The sequence below is a fragment of the Bartonella rattaustraliani AUST/NH4 genome, from assembly GCF_000312565.1.
Lineage (GTDB): Bacteria > Pseudomonadota > Alphaproteobacteria > Rhizobiales > Rhizobiaceae > Bartonella > Bartonella rattaustraliani.
Genome location: NZ_CALW02000014.1, coordinates 1 through 22,238 on the forward strand (window position 1 = coordinate 1; position 22,238 = coordinate 22,238).

General features: G+C 35.4%; 13 protein-coding genes, 2 tRNA genes and 1 pseudogene. 7 read left to right on the forward strand and 9 right to left on the reverse strand.

What is annotated here, in order from left to right; genetic code table 11:
• Positions 1–211 precede the first annotated feature (211 nt).
• Positions 212–451: a hypothetical protein gene (locus tag BN67_RS02560; RefSeq protein WP_019222588.1), complete on the forward strand. Its 240-nt coding sequence runs from the start codon at positions 212–214 to the stop codon at positions 449–451.
• A 127-nt stretch (positions 452–578) separates the two neighbouring features.
• Here the strand turns inward: BN67_RS02560 and BN67_RS02565 are convergent.
• The 3 genes from BN67_RS02565 to BN67_RS02585 form a co-directional block, all read right to left on the reverse strand.
• Positions 579–653 (reverse strand) — tRNA-Val (locus BN67_RS02565).
• Positions 654–749: 96 nt separating this feature from the next.
• Positions 750–1,112: a cell cycle two-component system response regulator CpdR gene (cpdR, locus tag BN67_RS02570; protein WP_019222589.1), complete on the reverse strand. Its 363-nt coding sequence runs from the start codon at positions 1,110–1,112 to the stop codon at positions 750–752.
• Between the two features lie 1,321 nt (positions 1,113–2,433).
• Positions 2,434–3,351, reverse strand: coding sequence for a serine aminopeptidase domain-containing protein (locus BN67_RS02585; protein ID WP_019222590.1), 918 nt, complete (start codon positions 3,349–3,351; stop codon positions 2,434–2,436).
• 258 nt (positions 3,352–3,609) lie between these two features.
• On the opposite strand from BN67_RS02585, the gene BN67_RS02590 reads away from it, so the two are divergent.
• Positions 3,610–4,107, forward strand: coding sequence for an Hsp20 family protein (locus BN67_RS02590; protein WP_019222591.1), 498 nt, complete (start codon positions 3,610–3,612; stop codon positions 4,105–4,107).
• A gap of 734 nt (positions 4,108–4,841) precedes the next feature.
• On the opposite strand, the gene BN67_RS02600 is transcribed toward BN67_RS02590, so the two are convergent.
• A tRNA-Pro gene (locus BN67_RS02600) sits at positions 4,842–4,918 on the reverse strand.
• Positions 4,919–5,568: 650 nt separating this feature from the next.
• Between BN67_RS02600 and BN67_RS02605 the strand changes: the two genes are divergently transcribed.
• Positions 5,569–5,943: an iron-sulfur cluster assembly accessory protein gene (locus BN67_RS02605; protein WP_019222593.1), complete on the forward strand. Its 375-nt coding sequence runs from the start codon at positions 5,569–5,571 to the stop codon at positions 5,941–5,943.
• 83 nt (positions 5,944–6,026) lie between these two features.
• Here the strand turns inward: BN67_RS02605 and mazG are convergent, their stop codons facing one another.
• The 4 genes from mazG to BN67_RS02625 form a co-directional block, all read right to left on the reverse strand.
• The gene (gene mazG, locus BN67_RS02610; protein ID WP_019222594.1) at positions 6,027–6,848 is read right to left on the reverse strand and encodes a nucleoside triphosphate pyrophosphohydrolase; all 822 of its coding nucleotides are present in this window, start codon (positions 6,846–6,848) and stop codon (positions 6,027–6,029) included.
• A gap of 521 nt (positions 6,849–7,369) precedes the next feature.
• Entirely contained in the window at positions 7,370–7,654 is a 285-nt protein-coding gene (locus BN67_RS11385; RefSeq protein WP_019222595.1) for an acyl carrier protein, read from the reverse strand.
• 217 nt (positions 7,655–7,871) lie between these two features.
• On the reverse strand, positions 7,872–10,190 hold the full coding sequence (locus BN67_RS02620; RefSeq protein ID WP_019222596.1) for an NADP-dependent malic enzyme: 2,319 nt from the start codon (positions 10,188–10,190) through the stop codon (positions 7,872–7,874).
• Positions 10,191–11,064: 874 nt separating this feature from the next.
• Complete coding sequence (locus BN67_RS02625) at positions 11,065–15,627, reverse strand: rhoptry family protein (protein ID WP_019222597.1); 4,563 nt, start codon at positions 15,625–15,627, stop codon at positions 11,065–11,067.
• 705 nt (positions 15,628–16,332) lie between these two features.
• On the opposite strand from BN67_RS02625, the gene hfq reads away from it, so the two are divergent.
• The 4 genes and pseudogenes from hfq (at position 16,333) to BN67_RS02645 (ending at position 21,087) form a co-directional block, all read left to right on the forward strand.
• On the forward strand, positions 16,333–16,572 hold the full coding sequence (gene hfq / locus BN67_RS02630; protein ID WP_019222598.1) for an RNA chaperone Hfq: 240 nt from the start codon (positions 16,333–16,335) through the stop codon (positions 16,570–16,572).
• Positions 16,573–16,610: 38 nt separating this feature from the next.
• Positions 16,611–17,947: pseudogene (gene hflX, locus BN67_RS12520) on the forward strand (GTPase HflX).
• 140 nt (positions 17,948–18,087) lie between these two features.
• Entirely contained in the window at positions 18,088–19,851 is a 1,764-nt protein-coding gene (locus BN67_RS02640) for a membrane protein (RefSeq protein WP_026088126.1), read from the forward strand.
• Between the two features lie 150 nt (positions 19,852–20,001).
• Entirely contained in the window at positions 20,002–21,087 is a 1,086-nt protein-coding gene (locus BN67_RS02645; protein WP_019222600.1) for a COX15/CtaA family protein, read from the forward strand.
• 22 nt (positions 21,088–21,109) lie between these two features.
• On the opposite strand, the gene argC is transcribed toward BN67_RS02645, so the two are convergent.
• A complete protein-coding gene (gene argC / locus BN67_RS02650) occupies positions 21,110–22,042 on the reverse strand; it encodes an N-acetyl-gamma-glutamyl-phosphate reductase (RefSeq protein WP_019222601.1) in 933 nt (310 codons plus the stop codon).
• Positions 22,043–22,238 lie beyond the last annotated feature (196 nt).

A 22,238-nucleotide genomic window follows, 5' to 3' on the forward strand; every position in this document is an offset into this window, starting at 1 on the left:
TTATGAACGATTACTGCTTTTGAATGCTCACATGCGTTATAATATTGACATCATGATTTGCTTTTCACGTTTTGTTTATAAATAGCAATTGTTGATAAAAAAGGGTCAATTGAATCACGTATAAAAGTGTGGATTCTAAAGAGGATTCATATAAAATAAATACACATAATATATTGAATTTATTGTATTTTTATGTAATATGTGTTAGCCAATGGCGAGAAAACAAAATAATCAAGAGAAAGAGCTCACAGACAAAGAGCAAGAACTCCTTCATGAGATGATTAATACGTATCAAGTTGTAAAGGTGATGTCTCGATTTATGAGGTGGCTAGCCTTTGCGGTTTTGCTATTTGTTATTGATCTATCGCGCATGCTTGATGCGTTAGAGAATGTTATTTTGCACTTAAAGGTTGTTAGCCAAGAGCTAGGAGGTATGATTCTTTTCCTTTAAAACGAGTAGCCAAAATGTGGTTATGGAGTATCGTATTTAGAATCCTATTCCCTCAAATTTACCTAGGCACCCCTCACTTCAAAAAACATATGGAGAAGCAAAAACTTAACAGAAATATAAAAGCATATGGTGGGCGTGACAGGGATTGAACCTGTGACCCCTACGATGTCAACGTAGTGCTCTCCCGCTGAGCTACACGCCCACTCAATGAGTTGCATACAACACATAGAATTATAAAGGTCAATGCCTAATTTCATTTTCTTTTTAATCAGTCATAAATAATTTAGAAAAATATTTTTTAGGCAGCTATAAGTATTTTTTCAACTTCATTAACGAGTTCACGTAAATGAAATGGTTTAGAAAGGACTTTTGCATCAGGAGGGGTCTCACTATTTGAATTGAGTGCGACTGCTGCAAAACCTGTAATAAACATGACTCGTAAATCAGGATCAATTTCAGTAGCGCGCCGTGCCAGTTCGATACCATCCATTTCTGGCATCACAATATCAGTTAGTAGAAGAGAAAATGGCTCTTCTTGTAAACGTTCATATGCACTAGCACCATTATCGAAATCGGCGACTTCGTAGCCTGCACGTTCTAAAGCTTTTGCTAGGAAGCGACGCATATCGTTATCATCTTCTGCGAGCAGGATTCGTTTCATGATTATGTTCCAATGGTTTTATTCGTCAGAGTTTTTTGCCGCATTAATTATACAATATAGAGTATTTATAAAAAAGATAATAAAACGTTCGTAATTGAAATGTATGGCAAAATGGTTAATTTTTACAAGTTTTTGAAAATATAGAGCAATCATAAAGAATATTAGTTGTCAGTTAGTTAAATTCGAAATGTATGTGAAATTAAAAAAGCGTCTATGCATATTTAAAATGCCATTCATTATAGCTCGTTTTTCTTTTTAAATTTTCTTCATTTCTGAATAGAACTCCATACGAGTGGTTGATGGGAACGTTTTCTTTAGAAAGTATTTATATGAAAAAATGGGGGGAACATTATATGATTTGTTTCATTTTTGAGAAATTATAGTGCAGGGAAGTGTTTTTGGAGCTGTTTATTTCTTAGCTATTTTTATAAATACACATTCTAAATCTAATAGGTTTATTTTAAGAATATTTTACTTCCTTTCAATGGGTAAATTGTTATTTTCTATGACCTAATCTGAAAATAATATTTTATAATGATATATAATGAATGTATATTTATTATCTTATTAAGAACAATAGAGTGTGTTGTATTAATATTATTTTGTTAATTATTGTTATTATTTATAAATTGATATTTCATTTATAGAATTTTTAAATTTTAGTTTTGTTGCAAAGAGATTATATTGTGAATAATTAATCAATGTTTAGGATTAATTTAAATTTTCAGGAGTATACACAAAGTTTTGTGAAAACTCCTTCTCTTTATCATAAGAGATTTTACAAAGTATGAATTGTATGTGTTTTTCTGTTTTGAAATGCGCTCAGTTTTTTATTAAAGAGTCATAAAAGAATTCTCATAAGAGATAATTTCATAAATTACAGCTGCTGTACTTTAACCATCATAGCGCTCCGCTCATTGGATTATGCAGAAGCAAAATGAAATAGATATTTTTCTATGGGGAAAAGGTTTTAAGTTCTTTAAATGGGGGATTTTTCTTTTTTGCAAGGCACATTCGAGCAGTTTCTTAATACTGTCCTGAAAAATAGCTGTATGAGTCTTAAATGGAGAGAGTTTTTAAATTTTTGCTCTTCTCCATTTTCTGATGTTTTTTTATGATGTAGACTTGAAGAGAGGTATTGGGTTTTGACTTGTCTTATTAAAATATTAGCGTTTTGCGTTTTATTCCTCTTTAAATCATGTCTTTCTGTTTTTTACATATTCAAATTATCTTAGTTACTTCATATATCATAACCGAGTTATAGAGTAGCAATTGAACAATTGAAGACTTGTTTTTAAAACTTTGATTTGGTTAAAAGATATTATTTTATGGACCTATCACCGGGAATAAATGCATCAAATGCAGTCCAAAATTGTTTTTTGTAATCTTCTTCATACATAATCGTATCAAGTTCAGCGCCTGTAATAGTAATGCTGTCTGTTAAACGTGTATGTTGACATAATTGTCGTACTTCAATGTTATTTGCAATATTGTTTTGATTAGCGAGAACAAACAATGTTGGAACTTTTAAATGCCCATGAAGGATGTTTTTTTTTACACTATCAATTGTATTGAGTACTGATGCCATCCATCGAGATGTCGGAGGAGTGATAGAGAATGAAGGTGCTTTATCAGCACACCGCGATTGCATATTTTTTTGCTTTGTTTGTTGGAGTTTTTTTCCACCTTTGGCTGGTATGAAACCAAGTCCTATATCAGAAAGAAGTTGTGTTAATTTATGTTGAAAACTATTCGTTTTATTGCCTAATGGAGCAAAGAGAGGAGAAACGCAGAGCATTCTATTAAATTGATCGTTTATGAGATCCAGTCCGCTCAGTGCTATTAAGCTGCCCATGCCATAGGCTAATATATAGTAAGGTGGTGGACAGTCAGGGTAAACAGCTTGTTTAAGAAATTCGTTTAAATCATTTATATCATTGTTAATGTCAAAGAAACGATGTCGGTATTGTTTTTTTGTTTTGTCTTGTGATTTTTCTTGGCCAAACCAATCGAATATTGCGGTACAAAAGCCTCGTTTAGCAATTTCAGTCATAGGTAAAAAATATTCTTCTAAAGCATTTGCATAGCTTTCGAGAATAACAACGGTTCCTTTAGATTTTTCTCTTTCAGGATATGCTATCGCAAAATGAATTTCACGATCAATGGCTGTTTTAAGGGTGCTATGACAGATATTGGGAAGAAAGGAACCCCAATTTATAGGGTAAAGAGGTGTTTCCAATTGATATCCTTTATCGTGTACTCTGGATGAATATAGAAGGCCTGACATTTATGTAATGATAAAGAAGCATTAAGAAACGGTTACATCGTTTTTATATGTTTTTATAAATTTGCACATAAAAGCGTTGAAATACAAAAGAACGATTACCACATAAATAATGTGGTCGCCACTCTGGGGCCGCTGGTTCACCGGTTAGGTTTGCCATTTGGGAACTTTGTGAGTCAATTAACTATAGTCGCTCTAAAGGAGGGCAGTTTTATGCGTCAAGTAGACTTTTCACCATTTTATCGTTCAACAGTGGGGTTTGATCATCTTTTTAACTGGTTTGATTCTAGAACACAACCTGAGGAGGTTTCTTCTTATCCACCCTATAATATTGAGCGTTTAACGGAAGATTCTTATAGAATCTCTATGGCTGTTGCTGGTTTTTCTCAAGATGAAATCGATATCGAAACGCATTTCAATCAGCTTATCGTTAAAGGTGAGCGGACACCTGAAAATGATGATGAACAACGAGAGTTCCTTTATCGAGGTATTGCATCGCGTGCTTTTGAGCGACGTTTTCATTTAGCTGATCATGTAAAAGTTATCGGAGCAGAACTGAGTGATGGTCTTCTTCATATTCAGCTTGAAAGAGAAATGCCAGCTGAACTAAAACCACGGAAGATAGCTGTGCAGACATCGTCATCTACAACAGAAAATGATAACGGTCATCATGTACATAAAGCAGACTTAGAAGCTGAAAAAACTGGATGATTATCAACTTTTTAAGATAGCCAAGTGACGCGAGGCCTAGGTCTCGCGTTTTGTTATTTTTTTCAAAAGAAACGATTTTTGAATAAAATTATCTCTCTTTTTCATTTATGACAGTTATTTTCTTTGTATATCGTTGTAAATTAAGGGAATAGAGTGTGAGATTTTTTAAAATCTCATACCTGCTGATGGAATCACAATTTTATTTAAACAAGTAGCTGCATTGTCATTTTATACGAAGAGTGATAATTCTTTTTTTCTGTTTTTGGGATTAAATCCACTGTTTTTGCATATAAAATTTGGGTACAAAAAACTGCAAAAATTATCGAAAATGAAAAGGAAATATATGTTGCAAGGGAGATATGAAGGAAAATTTTAAAAGTTTTTTCCTTGAAAATCCTTTAAAAATGAATTTCTGTAAAATTTTGCATATATTTCATTCTTGTTTGACAGTAGGTTTTGTGCACAGTGATAAAGGGGGAGATTCATTAGGAACGGGTGTTAACTTTTTGTTTTTGTATCTATTTTTACTAGGAGGTTAAATGTTTCACAGTTGCGTTTTGTTATCTAAAATTGCAAGAATGGGCAAAAAGTGCCTCTTGATGATAAGATGAAGAAAAGCTTTAAAATTTGTGAAGGAAAATAAACAGTTACAAGGCTTGATCTCAAACATCATTGAGTACAATACTGGGTGCATATTACAATGCATTTGGTATTTTCCTGTGATGTTTTTAAAATGGTCGGAGCGGCGGGATTTGAACCCACGACCCCTTGACCCCCAGTCAAGTGCGCTACCAGGCTGCGCTACGCTCCGACATTTATGGAATGACTAAACGACTGTCTCTTTAAAGGCAAGAGAAAAATAAATGGTTTTCTTGACACAAGTAAGAAGATCAACAACATGAAATCTAAAATGTTCTTAATCGTTTAAAAAAGGATTTGCGAGAGTGAAAGCGAAGCTTTACACCTTGAATAGTTTCTTATTTGTCAAAAGCAATAACTGAGTTTTTTAAATTATTTTTTTTATTGATTTTATAGCTGCTATGCTACATTTTCATTGAATGATTTTCATGAATTGTAAAGATATGAGAAAAGGTTTTTATGCAATTTTGTTCATTTTTTCTGTTCTTTCATAAATGCGGGAGAAAATAGTTCTTTAAAAGTTCTTATTTATTTATTGGAAGATGATTATTTTTGTAAGTATAGTAGCAAATATAGGGAATTGAAGAAATTTGCCTTTTTATAAAAAGATCCTTTTCAAAGGTTGTGAGGGGAGTAAAATAGTGACCTTAGACTACAGAACCGTAAGATAAGCTTATTTAATATAAGGTTTTTATCAAGATCAGAAAAGATGAGAACATTTCAATTTATGCTCTTGTTGTTTTGTTTCTTATATACCAGATAACAAAACATCATAAATGAAACACATTTTAAAATGTTTGTTTAGCAATAAAAGGATAAATAATGGGCCGTTTTTCAGTAATAAGTTTGACAGAAGCTGCAGTAGATCGTGTTAAAGCTATTATGGAGGGGAAAGATGCGCGTGGTATTCTGATTAGTCTCAAGAAAGGCGGCTGTGCAGGCATGGAGTATAGTATTACTCTTGTAAAGGAAGAAAAGGAGAGATTAGGTGCGGATGTTGTTGAAGTAAACGGTGCTCGTGTTTTTATAGCACGTGATGCAGTATTATTTTTATTAGGAACGCAAGTGGATTATGAGGTGACTGCTCTTCGTTCTGGTTTTGTATTTAAAAATCCTAATCAAGTTTCAGCATGTGGATGCGGCGAATCCGTAGAACTTCGCCCTGCATTACAAAATTCGGTAAATGGAACATATTAAAGCGCATTAAGCATTGTAAGAAATTTTGTTGCGTGATTTGAGGTATTATTGATTTTTTAGGGTAGTAAAATCCCATGTTTCTCTTATTTCTTATTTTTAGCCTTATTCCAAAGATCTTCCATTTCTTCCAAAGAAGTATCCATTAGCGTTTTAGATTGGGCGGATAGAGTTTTTTCAATATAGGTAAAGCGGTTTCGAAACTTTGTATTTGTTTCTTTTAATGCTTTTTGTGAATCAATATTCAAGTGGCGAGAAAGATTAAGAAGAGCAAAATACAGGTCGCCAAATTCTGCTTCTATATCAGATGTTTTATTATTTTTGATTGCTTCTTTGAGCTCATCGAGCTCTTCTTTAATTTTTGCAAAAATTTTATGACTTTCACGCCAGTCAAATCCCACTTTTGCAGCTGTTTTTTGTAAAGCGAGTGCTTCTTGGTCTGCTGGCTGTATTTTTTTTACTTTAGCAAGGATGCTTAGAGTGGAATCATTTGAAACATTCTCTTCTTTGTAGCATTGCTTTTTTTCACCTCGTTCTATTTTTTTGATTTTTTCCCATTCTTCAGGTGAAAAACCACGTTTTCTTTGTTCGAAACTTCCAAAAACATGGGGATGACGACGAATCATTTTTGCGGTAATTGCATAAACAATATCTTCAAAAGTAAAGCTGCCTTCTTCTTGTGCAATTTTAGCATGATAAACAATTTGTAAAAGAAGGTCACCGAGCTCTTCGCAAAGATCCGTTTGGTTTTTTCGTTTAATGGAATCGATCACTTCGTATGCTTCTTCGAGCATATAGGGAATAAGAGATTCAACAGTTTGTTTTATATGCCAGGCACATCCATTTTCACGATTCCGTAATGCTGTAACAATTGTGATAAGATCATTAATGTCTTTTGATGCGATCATTCATGCCTCTTCTTATAAATAGGGAAAATATATCCGTTATCTCAACGTTTATGTCCTAACGTTTACTTTCTAGGATATTCACGGACTTAATTTTTAACAAGATCATTTAATTTTTGTGTGGAAGCAGCTATATCACTTGAATTTTTTTCATTTAAAGAGAAGCTTTACAGGTTCTATAACTTTGAACAATGACGCTCTCCAGCTCAATAGGGTACAACACATTGGGTAAATATTACAATCCTATTGTTGTATAAGTTTCATCTCAAAGGATTAGCTTTAAGTGTTGTATTTTAAAATGTTCTTGAAATATTCCAGAAAATTTGGGGCGAATAAGGAACTCTTAAAACAATCCTTATATTGTAAACTGAGCTCTTAAAATCTGAAAGGATTTCATAAAACATTTTGTTTTCTCTAAGGTCGGTGTTTCTTGGATATTAGCAGTCCAATTCACAGAAAGTAAAAATGTTGGCGCGTTTGATGCTCAACTCTTACAATCAAAGAGCTTATAAACTCTTAAATGATCAATACAGTTTGATTGTATATTGCTTAAAAAACCACCTTCTTTGTTTTAAAGCAATAAGCTCATCAATTTTTGCACAAAAGCTTTTAAGAACAAAATATTCTTCCGTTGCAACGCTTTCTTCATTAACTTCTTGTGTCCATTTCTTTAGTGGAACTTTGATTTTAAAATCTTTATCAAGAGTAAAAACAATATCAAAAAAATCAAGACTATCGTCTCCCAAATCATCAGCTGTATGCGTTTCAACTAGGATTATGCTGCGATAATATTTGCCAATTTTATCCAATGTAGAGGGTAATATACGATCCGTTATTATAGAAGTTGCTTCTCATTCAAAATACACTTCTCTTCCCATCCTTTTTTCCTTTTTAAAAAAGACTTAACCTAGAATATCATTGCCTTTTTTATAGGGAAAACACATTTGTAGTATATGATATGCACACTTCAAAATTTAAAAAAAACTTTAAAATGTCGAAAATTTATTATGATTTTGCTTGTTTCCTTCATTCTTCTTTGAGTTTTTTTCGATTTGCAGCGAGAACTGCAAGAGCTGTCATATTAACGACTCCTCGTGAAGTTACGGAAGGTGTTAGGATATGTGCCGGACGTGACGCGCCGATCAAAATAGGACCGACATGAAGTGCTTTGGCAAGATTTTTTACGAGATTGAGTGCTATATTGGCTGCATCAAGTGTTGGAAAAACGAGCAAATTTGCTTCGCCTTTGAGGCGTGAAGCAGGAAAAATACGGTCACGAAAAGCTGTAGAAAGTGCGGCATCACCGTGCATTTCTCCATCGGCTTCTAGATCTGGGTGTAATTTAGCAAGAATTTCGGTTGCACGACGCATTTTATGTGCACTTTCCGTATTTTTTGAACCAAAATTCGAGTGTGATAATAATGCTGCTTTGGGTGTTATACCAAATGCTTCTATTTCTTTTGCTGCCAATACTGTCATTTCTGCTATTTCTTCTGCAGAAGGATTTTCATTAACGTAAGTATCTGTTAAAAAAAGAATACGGCGTGAAGAAATAAGCAAGCTTACAGCAGAAAAATGGTGAACATTTGGATCAAGTCCAATCACTTGTTCAATTAATTCAAGATGACGCTCAAAGCGTCCTTCTAAACCACAAATCATTGCGTCAGCTTCGTTACGCATCACGGCAAGTGCTGCAATTGCTGTTGTTGATGTTCTTACAATTGTTTTTGCAACTTCGGGTGAGACACCGCGTCGTCCTGTATAACGAAGAAATAAATTCACATAATCATGAAAACGTGGATCATTTTCTGGATTTGTAAGCTCAAAATCTAGACCGGGACGAATTTTAAGACCAAAGCGCTTTAACCTTGCCTCTACAACATGGGGACGACCTATAAGGAGAGGAATTGCAGTTTGTTCCTCAAGCACAATTTGTGCTGCGCGAAGCACACGTTCGTCTTCACCATTGGCATAAATAACGCGTTTACGTTTTGCTATTTTTGCGGCAGCAAAAACAGGTTTCATTGCTAATCCAGAACGAAAGACAAATCGGTTTAGGATATCATGATAGGTTTCCATATTTTCAATGGGACGAATCGCGACATCAGTTTCCATGGCTGCTTTAGCAACAGCAGGTGCAATGCGGAGTATTAAACGCGGATCAAAGGGGGAGGGAATGAGATAGTCTGGACCAAAACTGGGTGGTTCTTTTGAGTATGCACGCGCTGCAATGTCTGAAGTCTCTTCACGGGCAAGAGCGGCAATAGCATGAACTGCAGCCATTTTCATTTCTTCATTAATTGCGGTCGCACCGACATCTAATGCACCCCGGAAGATATAGGGAAAACAAAGGACATTATTGACTTGGTTTGGGTAATCCGAACGCCCTGTACAGATCATAGCATCTGGTCGCACAGAATGTGCTTCTTCTGGCATGATTTCTGGTACTGGATTAGCGAGTGCTAAAATTAATGGATTGGGAGCCATTTTTTTGAGATATTCAGGCTTTAAAACACCTCCTGCTGAAACACCTAGAAAAATATCTGCATTATCAATAATCTCAGATAAAGTTCGTGCATTGGTTTCTTGTGCATAATTGACTTTCCAACGATCCATAAGGGCTTTACGGCCTTTATAAACAACGCCTTCTAGATCGCTAAGCCAGATATTTTCAACTTTTGCTCCAAGACGCACCAAAAGATTGATACAAGCCAGCGCTGCGGCACCGGCGCCCGAGGTAACTATTTTTGCATTTTCAATTTTTTTCCCCGAAAGATTGAGTGCATTTAATACCGCTGCACAAACAATAATGGCCGTCCCATGTTGGTCATCATGGAAAACGGGAATATTCATTTTTGTGCGAAGTTTTTCTTCAATTTCAAAACATTCAGGTGCTTTTATATCTTCAAGATTAATTCCACTAAATGTGGGTTCTAAAGAAGAGACAGTTTCTACCATCTGCTTAATGCTAGGAGCATCAATTTCAATATCAAAAACATCAATATCCGCAAACTTTTTAAATAAAACAGCTTTTCCTTCCATAACGGGTTTTGAGGCGAGTGGACCAATATTCCCCAGTCCAAGGACTGCTGTTCCATTTGATATAACTGCAACTAAATTAGAACGGGATGTATATTGAGCCGCGAGGTTTGGATCTTTATGAATTTCAAGGCAGGGTGCAGCGACACCTGGAGAGTAAGCAAGAGCTAAATCACGCTGGTTATCAAGTGGCGTTGTTGCTTGTATTTCTAATTTTCCAGGTTTTGGATGTTTATGATAAAAAAGTGCGGCATTATCAAGTTCAGTTTTCTGTGAACTGCGATCGCTGTTTTGCTCTGTAGACATTATTTATGGTATCCAAGTTCGTGTACGTTTATATGAGTGTTCCATCTGCGATAAGGTTTCGTCTACTGATAGATCCTAATTGTTTTAAATAGTGATGAATATAAAAATGCATGAATATGAGCAAAATTGGGGGGGGAGATCATTAAACCAGTTTAATCATTCTTTTTGTTTGTGTGCATATCAACCAGCACAACCAATCTTTTCTCCTTAACAAAAATTCGCAGAAGTTAGTTAATTTTAAAAGTGAGTAAACACTACTAGCGGTTACATTAGCAAGCAGTTGTTTTTTTTGCAATGCTGGTGAGAAAGAAAAGTAGAGAGTTGGTTGATTCATTGGGGCTATTATCATAAGGATATATGTTATTTGCATCTTATAAACACAGAATTCATAGATAAATATCTGCAAATATAAAATCGTCTCTATAATTTTAAAAGTTCTCTATTCTCTATCGTTGAATGCAGGTGAAAGTAACTTCTTATGATTTAAGAATAGGTATATTATGTCGAAAAATAGAGTTTGTATATTTATGAAATGGGACGTGTGTGTCTGTAAAAAATATTGTATACTCCAAGGTAATCAAGATTTATCTAAAAATTGATGCGTAAGCATTTTATATATATGCGGTCTTTATTCATTGCTACAAAGAGAAGTGAAGGGACAAGGGAATTATGCTTATTCCACTTATGAAGCTGTTTAGTCAGTGATTCTGCGTATTTTAAATAGAGTTTAGAAGATTACAAAAATTCAATACTATCCACTCACTTATCGATAAATAATACGAAATTCTTACTTAATGTATTACAGGCTGAAGAGCGATGAGAATAATTTGAAAAGAAAAAGTGAAAAAATAGCTTTTTCACTTCTCTTATTATCTCACCCGATGCGACCACTCGCATGAGCGAGCATCGTATAAACTTTTCCAGTATCTGATACCAAATATTTTCGAACTGAATGAGAAGAACCCGTATTGCGGGATACATCACGTAACAGCTTTTCAAAATCCGTAATATACTGATTAACTGAATGTTTAAAATCAATATCACGCATATATTTTTTCTTAATCATTTCAAATATCGTTTTTCCATTCGAAGTATAAAGACGTTCTGTCACGATATTTTTTTGTCCACGGCGATAATGATCCCACAGTTCAATAACAGCATTGTGGTTTACGGCTCTTACAATACCTGCAGCTAAAGAATGAAGAGATTCACTTGTAGAGCGTGTTTTGGTTTGTACCGAGGCAGAAACAGGCTCATGAGACATCTCATCATACAAAGATTCTTCACGTGATGCCCTTTCTAGAAGATTTGATACCCATTTATTTGGCCGTTTTTTGCCTACATCTTGTTGTAAAATAGGCTTAGGTGGCACTATTTTCTTGGTAATTTCAGGGAAAATATCAGCATCTCTCTTAAGCATAGATGAATGAGATATTGCCGGTATCAACTGTTCCTTTGTCTCTTTTTTATCACTTTTTTGTATAATGTTCACGAGGTTTTTCAATGCTGCAATTTGTTCGTTTAAAGTAGTACGAATTGTCTGCGTTGTTTCTTTTGTTTTTTCTGGAAGCTTTTGAACATTTTCATGAATATCATTATTAATTTTTGAAAGTTCTGAACGAACTTCATCAGCAGAGCGACGTATATTTTCTGCTGCTCCTGAGAAACGTGTTGAAGCTTCACTAATAAGCTGATTTAGTGACTGTTGGAGTGAATATGTGGAGTTGCGCGCATTTTTATCAGTGCGTTCAAGTGCTAAATTAAGGACATTTTCATAATGTTCAATAAGCTTAGTAATTTCATTAGACTTTGAAACAAGAGCATTGCTCAACACAGAGAGAGTGTTATGTTTTTCTTCAAGTGTCGCATTGAGTGAATCTTCAGACTGTTCGAGAATATGAATAGTCTGAGATAGTGTTTTGGCATGTTGACCGAAACTGCTTGTTATATGACTAATTTGTTCAAATGTGTTTTCCGAGAGCTTTTGCAAAACCTCGACATTGTTATTAAGTACTTGATTTGAAGCCGATAAATGTTCTGTCACTTTGTCTGTGTTGCGGAAAAAATTATCCGTAGTTTCCCCAAACTGACCATCGATATTTTGAATTGCTGATAACAGAACATTACTGTTTTCGTGGAAGCTGTAAATCGATTGATTTAATTGTGTCACGATGGATGAGACATTGTCGACAAGATCTTCCTTCATAGCCGTTACAGTTTGGATGGTTTCAGAGTGCGTTTGTGTTAAGTTATCCATTAAAGATGCATTTTGTGCGTAGATTCTTTGTTCCGCATCTTGTGTTGAGAGGGAGAGTTGCTCACTGATATGCTGCGTTAAATAACCAATTGATTCAGTTGTATTTTGTGCAGCTTGGTTTAGATGATTTGTTAATTCTGTTATTTTTCCGACATGTTCTGAAATTTGAATCGCCGTTTGATTGTTTGCTTCTTCCAAACGATTACTGACATCAGAAAGCTGAGATTCTAAATCATTTTTCAGGTTCTGCATGGAGTGATTAAGGACATTACAGCGTTCGCTGAGCACTTGTTCAATTGCTGTTGTTGAAGTGTGAATTGTTTCGTTCAATAACGCCTGTACATTATGCGTGGCAGTTGTAAAAGCTTTGACAGTATGATCCGTTTGTTCATATAGGACAGAAAGAACTTTCTCACTGGTGTCATAAACTGTTTGTGTAACATTTGATACAATACGATTTCCAGATTCCGAGAGAATATTTTCTGCTTTTTCAGCAACATTCGTAACGGATGAAATGATTTGTTTACCCGTGGAAGAAAGAATATCAGAGGCTTTTATGACTTTATTATGCAAGTTGTCTGTAACGGCGTTAACGGAGTCTTCTAATGTTATTCGTATATTGCCAACACTTGTTTCCAGTGCGTGCTGAATTGCTTGGTTTTTTTCGTTATTCAGGATGATAGATGTCTGTAATGAATCTGCCTGTTTTTCAAGGATAGATGTTTGGGTTTCTATCGTTTCATAGACTTGGCCAAGTTTTTCTGAAAACGCTTCTTCTAATGTGCTTGCACGTTCAAAGACTTGGCGAGCACGGTTTTTTAAACTCTCATCGAATGATTCCATTCGTGTTTCAAGGGCTTCAAAGAATGTCCCGTTGGATTGAGAGAGCGTATTTTTTAGAATCTCAGCATGTCCCTCGAGATTTTTGATATGGCTTTGAACCGTTTCTGTAATATTTTTGCTATTGGTCGCAATTGCACTTTCAACGAGGTCGATTTGCTGTTTTAGAGCGGCATCAACATGTATGTCACTTTTGGTGATAAGATTATGGATTGTTTCCATCCGTTGTTCGAGCGTGTGTGCTTGATTTGCAAGAACCTCGTTAAGAGAAAAACTGTTAATAGCTAAAGAATCACGCAAGGCATCAGCACGGATATCAATATTTCTCGCTTGTGCTTCTAAAGCATCTTTTGTTGTATTACAGCTTTGTGTGATAATTTCTTGTAGTTTTTCTGTGCATTGCACTATATTTGCAACATGATGTTCAGTATGCTGATCAACAACTTGAAAATTGTCACTCAAAATCTTTTCAAGGTTTGAAGTATTTTGCGTTAAGTCATTAATTTTATCTTGTAATGTATCTGCAATTTTATTTTTTTCGTTATCGAGCATATCTGCCATGAGAGCTCTTTGATCAGAAAGTTCTAATTTGAAGTCTTGCGAACGCTCTTGTATGATCTCAATAATAGCACTATCGATATGTTGAACCTCTTCTCTTAATTTTTCTTTGCTTGTATCAATTGTAGAAAGAATGGTTGCATATCCGTTTGTAAACATATCGCTGATATCAGCTGTTCTTGCTTTGAGATTTGTATTAATGCGTAATATATGATCCTCTAAGAAATTGCTGAGTTTTTCCGCATTACTTTCGAGGGTTTGACTGCGAGCAATGAAAGATTCAATGATGGAGTTGCTATGCTCTTTAAGAGAAAGATCAACATTTGCCAGACGGCTTTCAAAAGATCCAATTGCTTCTGAAGCTACATTATCAAATTTAGAAGAAAGCTTGTAGGCTTGCTCGTCAAGGCGCATGATTTTTTCATCTAAAATTTGTAGAGACTGGTTGTTACGATCAATAATATTTTGATCCAGTGCTTTGAATTTTTCGGCAACACTATGTAGAGTTTTGTCTGTTGTTGCTTGTATGCCCGTTGCAATTTTAGCGATGTGCATTTCAGCTTTCGCAGCTGTTTCATTAAAGACTTTCTCTATTTGCTTTTCATTATTATCAAAACGTTTTGAGAAGCCATCAAAATTTTTCTCTAATTCGTGAAAAAACTCTGTGTTTTTTTGCTGGATTTGCGTTGTCGTGTCACTAAATTTTTCAACGAGTTGATTTGTTACACCATCACCAGCGTGGCAAAGCTTTTCAACAAGCTCTTCTCCTTGTTTTTGTAAAGTTTCGGAAAGAGTTTGCGCAAGCTTTTCAACATTGGTGACAATTTTTGAGGTTACCAAGCCAAATTCATCACTCAGTTGTTCCTGCGTTCCTTTAATTGTTGATTGTACACGATCGGCATGATTCAAGATGGCTATACGTTCATTGCTCAATTCTTTGATTAAGGTATGAATGCGCGATTCATTTTCAGCATAGGCTTGTTCTAGATTATGAACCTCTCCTTGAATGATTGCTTCAAGTTCAACAGCACGTCCAAGGGTACGTTCAATTCCTTTGTTCATTGCTGCTACTTCTTCGCGAATGGTTTGCCCTATAGCGACCGCTTGTTTTTCAGATATATGTTGTGGTTCATTAAGACGTTGTGCGGCATTTGTCATAAGAAGAGCAATATTATGCAACTCGTCTGAACGTTTTGTTAATTGCGCAACACCCCAAGATAGGAGAATAGGGACTGCTGTTCCAGCTGCTACAGCGAGCCCCGTTGGGGATGTGACAAAGGTGGTGATGTTTGATAAGGAGTTAAGCCCAACAGGTGCTAGCTTATGGGCAATAAAAGCACCTCCTGTTGCCCATAGAGCGCTAAGCGCTGTGGTGCACAAATAGATTCGGGAGGTAGAACGTTGCTTTAATAATTCAAAACTTGAAGGAGTCGTTGTATCATCGTTTGCAGGAAGAGGTTGTGTTGACAACAGTGTATTGTTAACAGTTCCTCCTGAAAGATCATCTCCAGATTTAGGGGCAAAAAGCTGTTCAACAACAGATTCATCAATAACAGTGTTATCATGAATATTTGAGATAAGAGTCGAAGTTCCATTTTCAGTGAAAGCTTCTTCTTCTGCCATTGCAATTTTTTTAATCAACTCATCTACATTAATGACATTTTCAGAATTATGGGAAGACATTATTTCAATTGCCGCGTCATCAAAATCAAAGCTCATAGCCTTTGAGAGAGCTTCTTCAACCTCAACTTCAAATGTTTGTAACTTGGTTCTGCGTGCCATACTCGCCTCACACTCTTACAGAAAGAAAAGGGATACGTCCTCCTCCAGATATCTCTGCATACTAACTGTTAATTATTTAGAAAGGAATATATTCTGGAAAAAATTTTGAAACTTCTCAAGATAAAGTTAACACAGTTCTTTATTATTTGTATGAAAATGGTATAAATTACAATAAAAACAATAAATTACGCAATTTTAATGAAAATAAAAATACTGTTTACAACTCCATAAATAGGTAGAATTTTGAGCTTATTATATAAGGATAGGGGAAATTTAATGGTGGTTATGCAGAGGTCTTTTTAAAGAAATCTGTAGTGTGTAGGTGGATTTATGTCTGAGAAGTTTCTCATATTTTTTGATAAAAATTCTGGAAATTTATGCTACCATTAGAAAAAGTTATTGATTCTAAAAAAATGAATCATTTTAAGTGCATATAGTTTGAAATATATGGTATGTGTGTGGTCCTTTATGGAAAAAATAAAAGCTCGTTTCTCACAGTTATTCATAAAAGATGCAGAGAGAGAAGTTGTGTATTTTGTAATAGGTTTTCACAGATTGTAGTATTTACTGTTTTAACGGGATATTTTTTCTCATTTAGATTGTCTTTTTTTAAAATTTGAAGCTCCTACGTTGACAATTGAATATTTTTCAGTCGATATGCGTGCACGAATATTTTGTGCAATTCGAAATGAAGGTGTAAGAATAATGGCAGAACGATCACAACACCTGCAGGATGTATTTTTAAATACGCTACGCAAACAGAAAATTTCTCTGACAATTTTTCTTGTAAATGGCGTTAAGCTAACGGGTATTGTAACCTCGTTTGATAGTTTTTGTGTCCTTCTACGTCGTGACGGACATGCGCAATTGGTTTATAAGCATGCTATTTCTACAATTATGCCTGGACAACCTGTGCAGATGTTTGAAGGTGAAAGCTCTGAATAAGCAAGTCATTTTCCGTTTTATTAAAGTACTTGGTTGCTATGATAAATGAAAGTGAGAGATCTTTAAGCTTTTCTTCACAGGTTGTAAAACAAGTGCGCACTGTTGTTTTGGTACCAATTTACCAGGAAAACAAAAGTGAAAATGCTATAAGTGTGTGCTCAGTGTCTTCTTGGGTGAAAGAGGCTTTAGGTTTGGCGCGCGCTATAAGGCTGGAAGTCGTTCATTATGAAACGGTTAATATGACGATCTTGCGTTCTGCAACTCTGTTTGGAAAAGGTAAGGTCGATGCATTTGCGCATTATATAAGGGAATATTCTATTGAGCTGGTCGTTGTTGATTATTTGTTAACGCCGGTACAGCAACGTAATTTAGAAAAATTATGGAATTGTAAGGTTATCGATAGGACGGCTTTAATTTTAGAAATTTTTGGGGATCGCGCACGAACAAAAGAAGGGGGGTTGCAAGTTGAGTTAGCGCATTTATCTTACCAAAAGAGTAGACTTGTGCGCAGTTGGACACATTTAGAACGGCAACGTGGTGGTCGTGGTTTTTTAGGTGGTCCTGGTGAAACTCAGATTGAAGCGGACAGACGTCTGTTGCAGGAAAAAATTACGCGGATTCGTCGTGAATTGGAAAAGGTTATTAAAACACGGACTCTTCATAGAACAAAAAGAAAAAAACATCTCATCCTGTTGTTGCTTTGATTGGATATACTAATGCAGGGAAATCAACTCTTTTTAATCGTTTAAGTGGTGCAAATGTTTTAGAAAAGGATATGCTTTTTGCAACACTTGATCCCACTTTACGCAAGGTTGTTCTTCCCCATGGAAAGACTATTCTTTTATCTGATACTGTGGGTTTTATTTCCAACTTACCAACACATTTAATTGCAGCTTTTAGAGCAACTCTTGAAGAAGTGGTTGAAGCTGATCTTATTCTTCATGTAAGAGATATGTCAGATCTTGATCACCGTGCCCATGCTAAGGATGTTTTAGAGGTACTTTCAAGTCTTGGTATTGATGATACAGAACATATCATAGAAGTTTGGAATAAGACCGATATATTGGATGAGCATGCATTAAATGTTTTGCAAACAAGTGCAAAAACGCAGTTAAAGCCGGCTGTAATGGTTTCAGCACTCATGCGTGATGGACTGAATCAATTGTTAAAAGCGATTGAAACGCGAATTTTTGGGAAAATGCAAAATGTTGAATGTCTTTTAAAACCTCATGAAATGTCGCTTATTGATTGGTTTTATGAAAATTCTGGTGAAATAACAAAGGAAGGACATGATGATGGTTCTCTTACCATTAAAGCAGTTCTTACCTCTGAAGCAAAAAAGCGATTAGAGAAAATCAAAAAAAATATGAATTAAAGTTTTTTGAAGTTTCTTTACATATCCTTTTTTCATTTTTACGCTTTTCTTCTCTCAAAATAATATAACTTAAAGTTAAGAGGATAGTTACTACTTTCTATTAATAAAACGTACGAGGTATTTTACTGGTTGAAATAAAGATGCGTCTTAAGTGCAATAAAAGACTGTTTATATGTTTGTTATCGCGAAATGTTTTAGTCGTTTTGCTGTTAGCAGTATTGTGTGCATTTTTAGTTTGGTTGTATTATTTTGTTCAACCACGGGCATACCGCGCGACTTTAACATTTTCATTATCTGATTCTGTCGGGAAACCTTTACCAACTGATAAACAAAACAATGTTCTTGCATTTTTATTTTCACAGCCCATCCCTTTTAATGGTGTGAGCGTGCAAAATTCTTCTTGGGATATCTTCTATGGAGAAGATTTTCGTGAAAATATCCGTCTGTCTCGTAAGGGTGATGTCATTCATTTAACTTTTGAGGCTAGAACGGTTCAGGCTGCTCAACATGGTTTAGAGACTTGGTTTACAGCATTTTCACAAGCAATCATAAAACAGAAAAAGGAATTACGGTTAACAGAGTGGCAGGCTGATCAAAAATATGATAAGTCCGCAATACGCAATATTGTGCAAGAGTTTCATTCTTCTCTTGATTCTTTTCTTCAACATAATGCGAAACAAACAGAGCTTCATGACCTTTCTGTACAGTTAACGGAAGCAACTTTAAAGCGTATTCATTTAATGAGCTTGAACTCAGCTATTAATATGAAGCGTGAAAATGGACAGTCTTTATTCTCTTTATCATTTATTGCAAATAATTCAGCAATCTCTGCATTAGAGTCCAAACGTGATCTTTTGGAAATACAAAGAGCACACATGGTTGCACAATTGGGGTGGACACACCCTCAAATTAAGGCAATGACTGCCGAATTGGAGGCGATTTCCCATCAGTTGGATAATAAGATTTTGCAACTTGTTTATCAGTTCCATTCAGATGAGATGATTGCAACAGAATTTGAAAAACAGCTCAAAAAAAGAATGGGGCTTTTTGTAAAAAATCAGTCTCAATCTTTGAACAAAATGTTTAACGAATTAGAAAATAAAATAAGAGCAGTGGTGGATACCCAAAGCAAAGAGATAAATAAAATGGAAAAGTTGTTAGAAAACACAAGGATTCATGTGATTGAGCCAACAACGTTAGTTCCAATTTCTTTTATGGTTCTTTACGGAAAAAATATTATTTTTGGTGTGTTTGCAAGTTTATTGACTCTGTTGGGAGGAATGTTGTTGTTTCATCTGTGTTTTGAAACAAAAAAAGACCTGTCAGAAAAAAATCATTTTAAAGATGAGGGCGTTTTAGTCTCTGAGGGTATAAAAAATCTTGAATCTTTTGTTACAATAGAAGGATTATCAGATTTTTTGAAAGACCATTCTTCGACCGTTATTTCGATCATTGGACCAGAAGCTGCGCGAACGGCAGCAAAGCTTTCTCTTCATTTGGTAAAAGAGCGTAAAACAATTCTGTTGGTGGATATTTCTGGGCAACAAATAGAGAAAGTGATCGGTCCTCATCGTGGATTGAGTGATATTTTAACGGGGAATGCTCAGTTGCAGGATGTTATTTATCGTGATTATGATACAGGGGTTGATATTCTTCCTCAAGGATTAACAAGTGCGCTTTTTGCACAAGATTTTACAAAAAATATCACGCATATATTACAAGAGTTTAAAAAAGAATATGATTTTATTATTTTAGAAATGGAAAACAAACCTAGGTATGGGGATGAACAGTTTGCTGAACTGACAGATTATTACATCTGTAATATTGCTCCTCATGAGTTGGATTGGATGGTGCAAATGGTGCGTCAGTTTCCAAAGACTGTTTATCGTGCTGTTGCAGCATAAATTTTGCAAAATAGGAATGCAAATTGCATGACTATCATAGTGTGTGGCTATAGTGGTGCACTTGTTTTATATTCAAGTTGTCATACATACGAAAATGTCTAAAATGGAATATAAACTTTAAAACAAATTGCGATTGGAGAAAGACGGGGGATGCGAGAGATAGCAGTAAAAGGATTGAGTGATAACGTTTTGACACCACTGCAAAAAAGAAATCGAAAACAAATTCGAGTGTGGCTTTATTGCATTTTAGTGCTGTGTTTGGCGATTGTTCTTGTGGGAGGAGCTACTCGCTTGACAGGATCAGGGTTGTCGATAACCGAATGGAAGCCGATTCATGGCGTTATTCCGCCGATTGGTGTGGAGAAATGGCAGGAGGAATTTTCGAAGTATCAACAGATAGCACAATATAAGTTGCTTAATCGCGATATGACATTAAGTGCATTTAAGGTCATTTTTTGGTGGGAATGGGCACATCGTATTCTTGGACGTTTGGTTGGTCTTGTAGCTTTATTGGGGCTCATTTGGTTTTGGATGACAAAGCGTATTGAAAAAAATATGCTGCTTAGGCTTTCTATTGTGCCAATTCTTATTGCATTTCAAGGTGCTATTGGTTGGTGGATGGTGGCGTCAGGTATTGGCCAGAGTAATTTGACAAGTGTAAGCCAATATCGTTTGGCATTTCACCTTATTACAGCGTGTTTTGTTATTGTGTTTGTTACCTATTTATCTCGAGGGTTTACAGAATACTCAGAAAAGCCAGCAAGTCAAAAGGTTCAACATTTTGCAGGGTGGTTTGTTGTTCTTATCTTGATTGAAGTTTATTTTGGCGCTTTGGTTGCGGGGCTTCATGCTGGTAAAGTTTATAATACGTGGCCACTGATGGATGGTCAAATGATACCTGATGGATTGTTACAGCACAGTCCGATGTGGCTTAATTTATTTGAAAATTCTTTAACAGTCCAATTTACACACCGTTTATTTGCTTATTTTTTGTTCATTGTAGCGATTATTCATGCTTTGTATGTGCAAAAAAATATTCCGCACTCTACCCATTCTCGTCGTGCATTTTTTATGTGTATGATGATAATTGTTCAAGCGTTTTTAGGGATTCTTACATTGTTACATGAAGTTCCTATAAGTTTGGGGCTTATTCACCAAACTGTTGCATTAATCATATTATGTTTTTCGGTCGCCCATTGGCGTGCAACCAAGGGAGCTTATCATGTTGTTGGATAAAAGCTTATATCCAAGAGAAAGTTCAGCCGCTTGAAAGCATTAAATCGAGATTTTGAACAGCTGCTGCAGATGCACCTTTCCCCAAATTATCAAAGAGAGCGCAGAGATTAAAGATTCCTTCGCGCTCATTGCCAAACACAAACAATTTCATTCCATCTTTATAGGCTAAACCTTCTGGATTGAGTTTGGTGAGAGAGTTCGTTTCTTCTTGTGAAGCGACTGATATGATATTTTGCTCATTGTAATGATTTTCAAGGATTTCACGTAGATCAGAACAGTTGGCTGATTTTGTAAATAAACAGCGATGTAATGGAAGAGAGACAATCATTCCTTGGGGAAAACGACCAACGCTTGGCACAAAAATAGGTGTTTGTTTGATTTGTCCGTAGGTCTTAATTTCTGGCACATGTTTGTGTTCAAGATGGAGAGCGTAGATAAAATAATTTTCTTGAATATCTTGTTGAGATTGGTTTTCCATTTGGTCAATCAGTTGTTTACCGCCACCAGTATAACCAGATATTGCATGAATGGATATTGGAAAAGAATCATCTATAAGCCCCGCTTCACGGAGTGGTCGAATTAAACTAATCGCACCGGTAGGATAACATCCGGGATTGCTCACATATTGTGCTGTTTGGATACGTTTTTTTTGTCCCATAGTCATTTCAGGAAAACCATAGATCCAATCTGGCGCGATACGGTGAGCTGTCGAACTATCAATGATTCTAATTTTTTTATTGTTTTTAAGCCAATGAACGGTTTCGCGTGCGGCGTCATCTGGAAGACATAAAATAGCAATGTCCGTTTGGTTAAGACAATCTCTTCGGGCCGCAATATTATGTCGATCGGTATGAGGCAGTGAGAGTAATTCAAAATCTGAGCGCTTTGCTAGTCGTTTTTGTATCTGTAATCCGGTTGTTCCATGTTCGCCATCAATAAAAACTTTTGTTGCCATTCTCTTTGCCTTAAATTGTTTTCTTTCTACCAGATTCAGTTTTTCATATTATAAATTATTTTCAACGATTCCCAATTTAAATTATTGAATTTATTAAAATTTATAACTTGTTTTGTTTGTAAAAATAAATCGTAGGCGAAGAAAAATTTTCCCTTATTTTGCACTCCTTTTGTGGAAGAAACTTTTTTTGTTTCTA

Excerpts from the sequence above, each read along its gene's own strand:
- BN67_RS02560 (WP_019222588.1), top strand. The coding sequence starts at position 212 with ATGGCGAGAAAACAAAATAATCAAGAGAAAGAGCTCACAGACAAAGAG.
- cpdR (WP_019222589.1), bottom strand. The coding sequence starts at position 1,112 with ATGAAACGAATCCTGCTCGCAGAAGATGATAACGATATGCGTCGCTTC.
- BN67_RS02590 (WP_019222591.1), top strand. The coding sequence starts at position 3,610 with ATGCGTCAAGTAGACTTTTCACCATTTTATCGTTCAACAGTGGGGTTT.
- BN67_RS02605 (WP_019222593.1), top strand. The coding sequence starts at position 5,569 with ATGGGCCGTTTTTCAGTAATAAGTTTGACAGAAGCTGCAGTAGATCGT.
- mazG (WP_019222594.1), bottom strand. The coding sequence starts at position 6,848 with ATGATCGCATCAAAAGACATTAATGATCTTATCACAATTGTTACAGCA.
- BN67_RS02620 (WP_019222596.1), bottom strand. The coding sequence starts at position 10,190 with ATGTCTACAGAGCAAAACAGCGATCGCAGTTCACAGAAAACTGAACTT.
- BN67_RS02625 (WP_019222597.1), bottom strand. The coding sequence starts at position 15,627 with ATGGCACGCAGAACCAAGTTACAAACATTTGAAGTTGAGGTTGAAGAA.
- hfq (WP_019222598.1), top strand. The coding sequence starts at position 16,333 with ATGGCAGAACGATCACAACACCTGCAGGATGTATTTTTAAATACGCTA.
- BN67_RS02640 (WP_026088126.1), top strand. The coding sequence starts at position 18,088 with ATGCGTCTTAAGTGCAATAAAAGACTGTTTATATGTTTGTTATCGCGA.
- BN67_RS02645 (WP_019222600.1), top strand. The coding sequence starts at position 20,002 with ATGCGAGAGATAGCAGTAAAAGGATTGAGTGATAACGTTTTGACACCA.
- argC (WP_019222601.1), bottom strand. The coding sequence starts at position 22,042 with ATGGCAACAAAAGTTTTTATTGATGGCGAACATGGAACAACCGGATTA.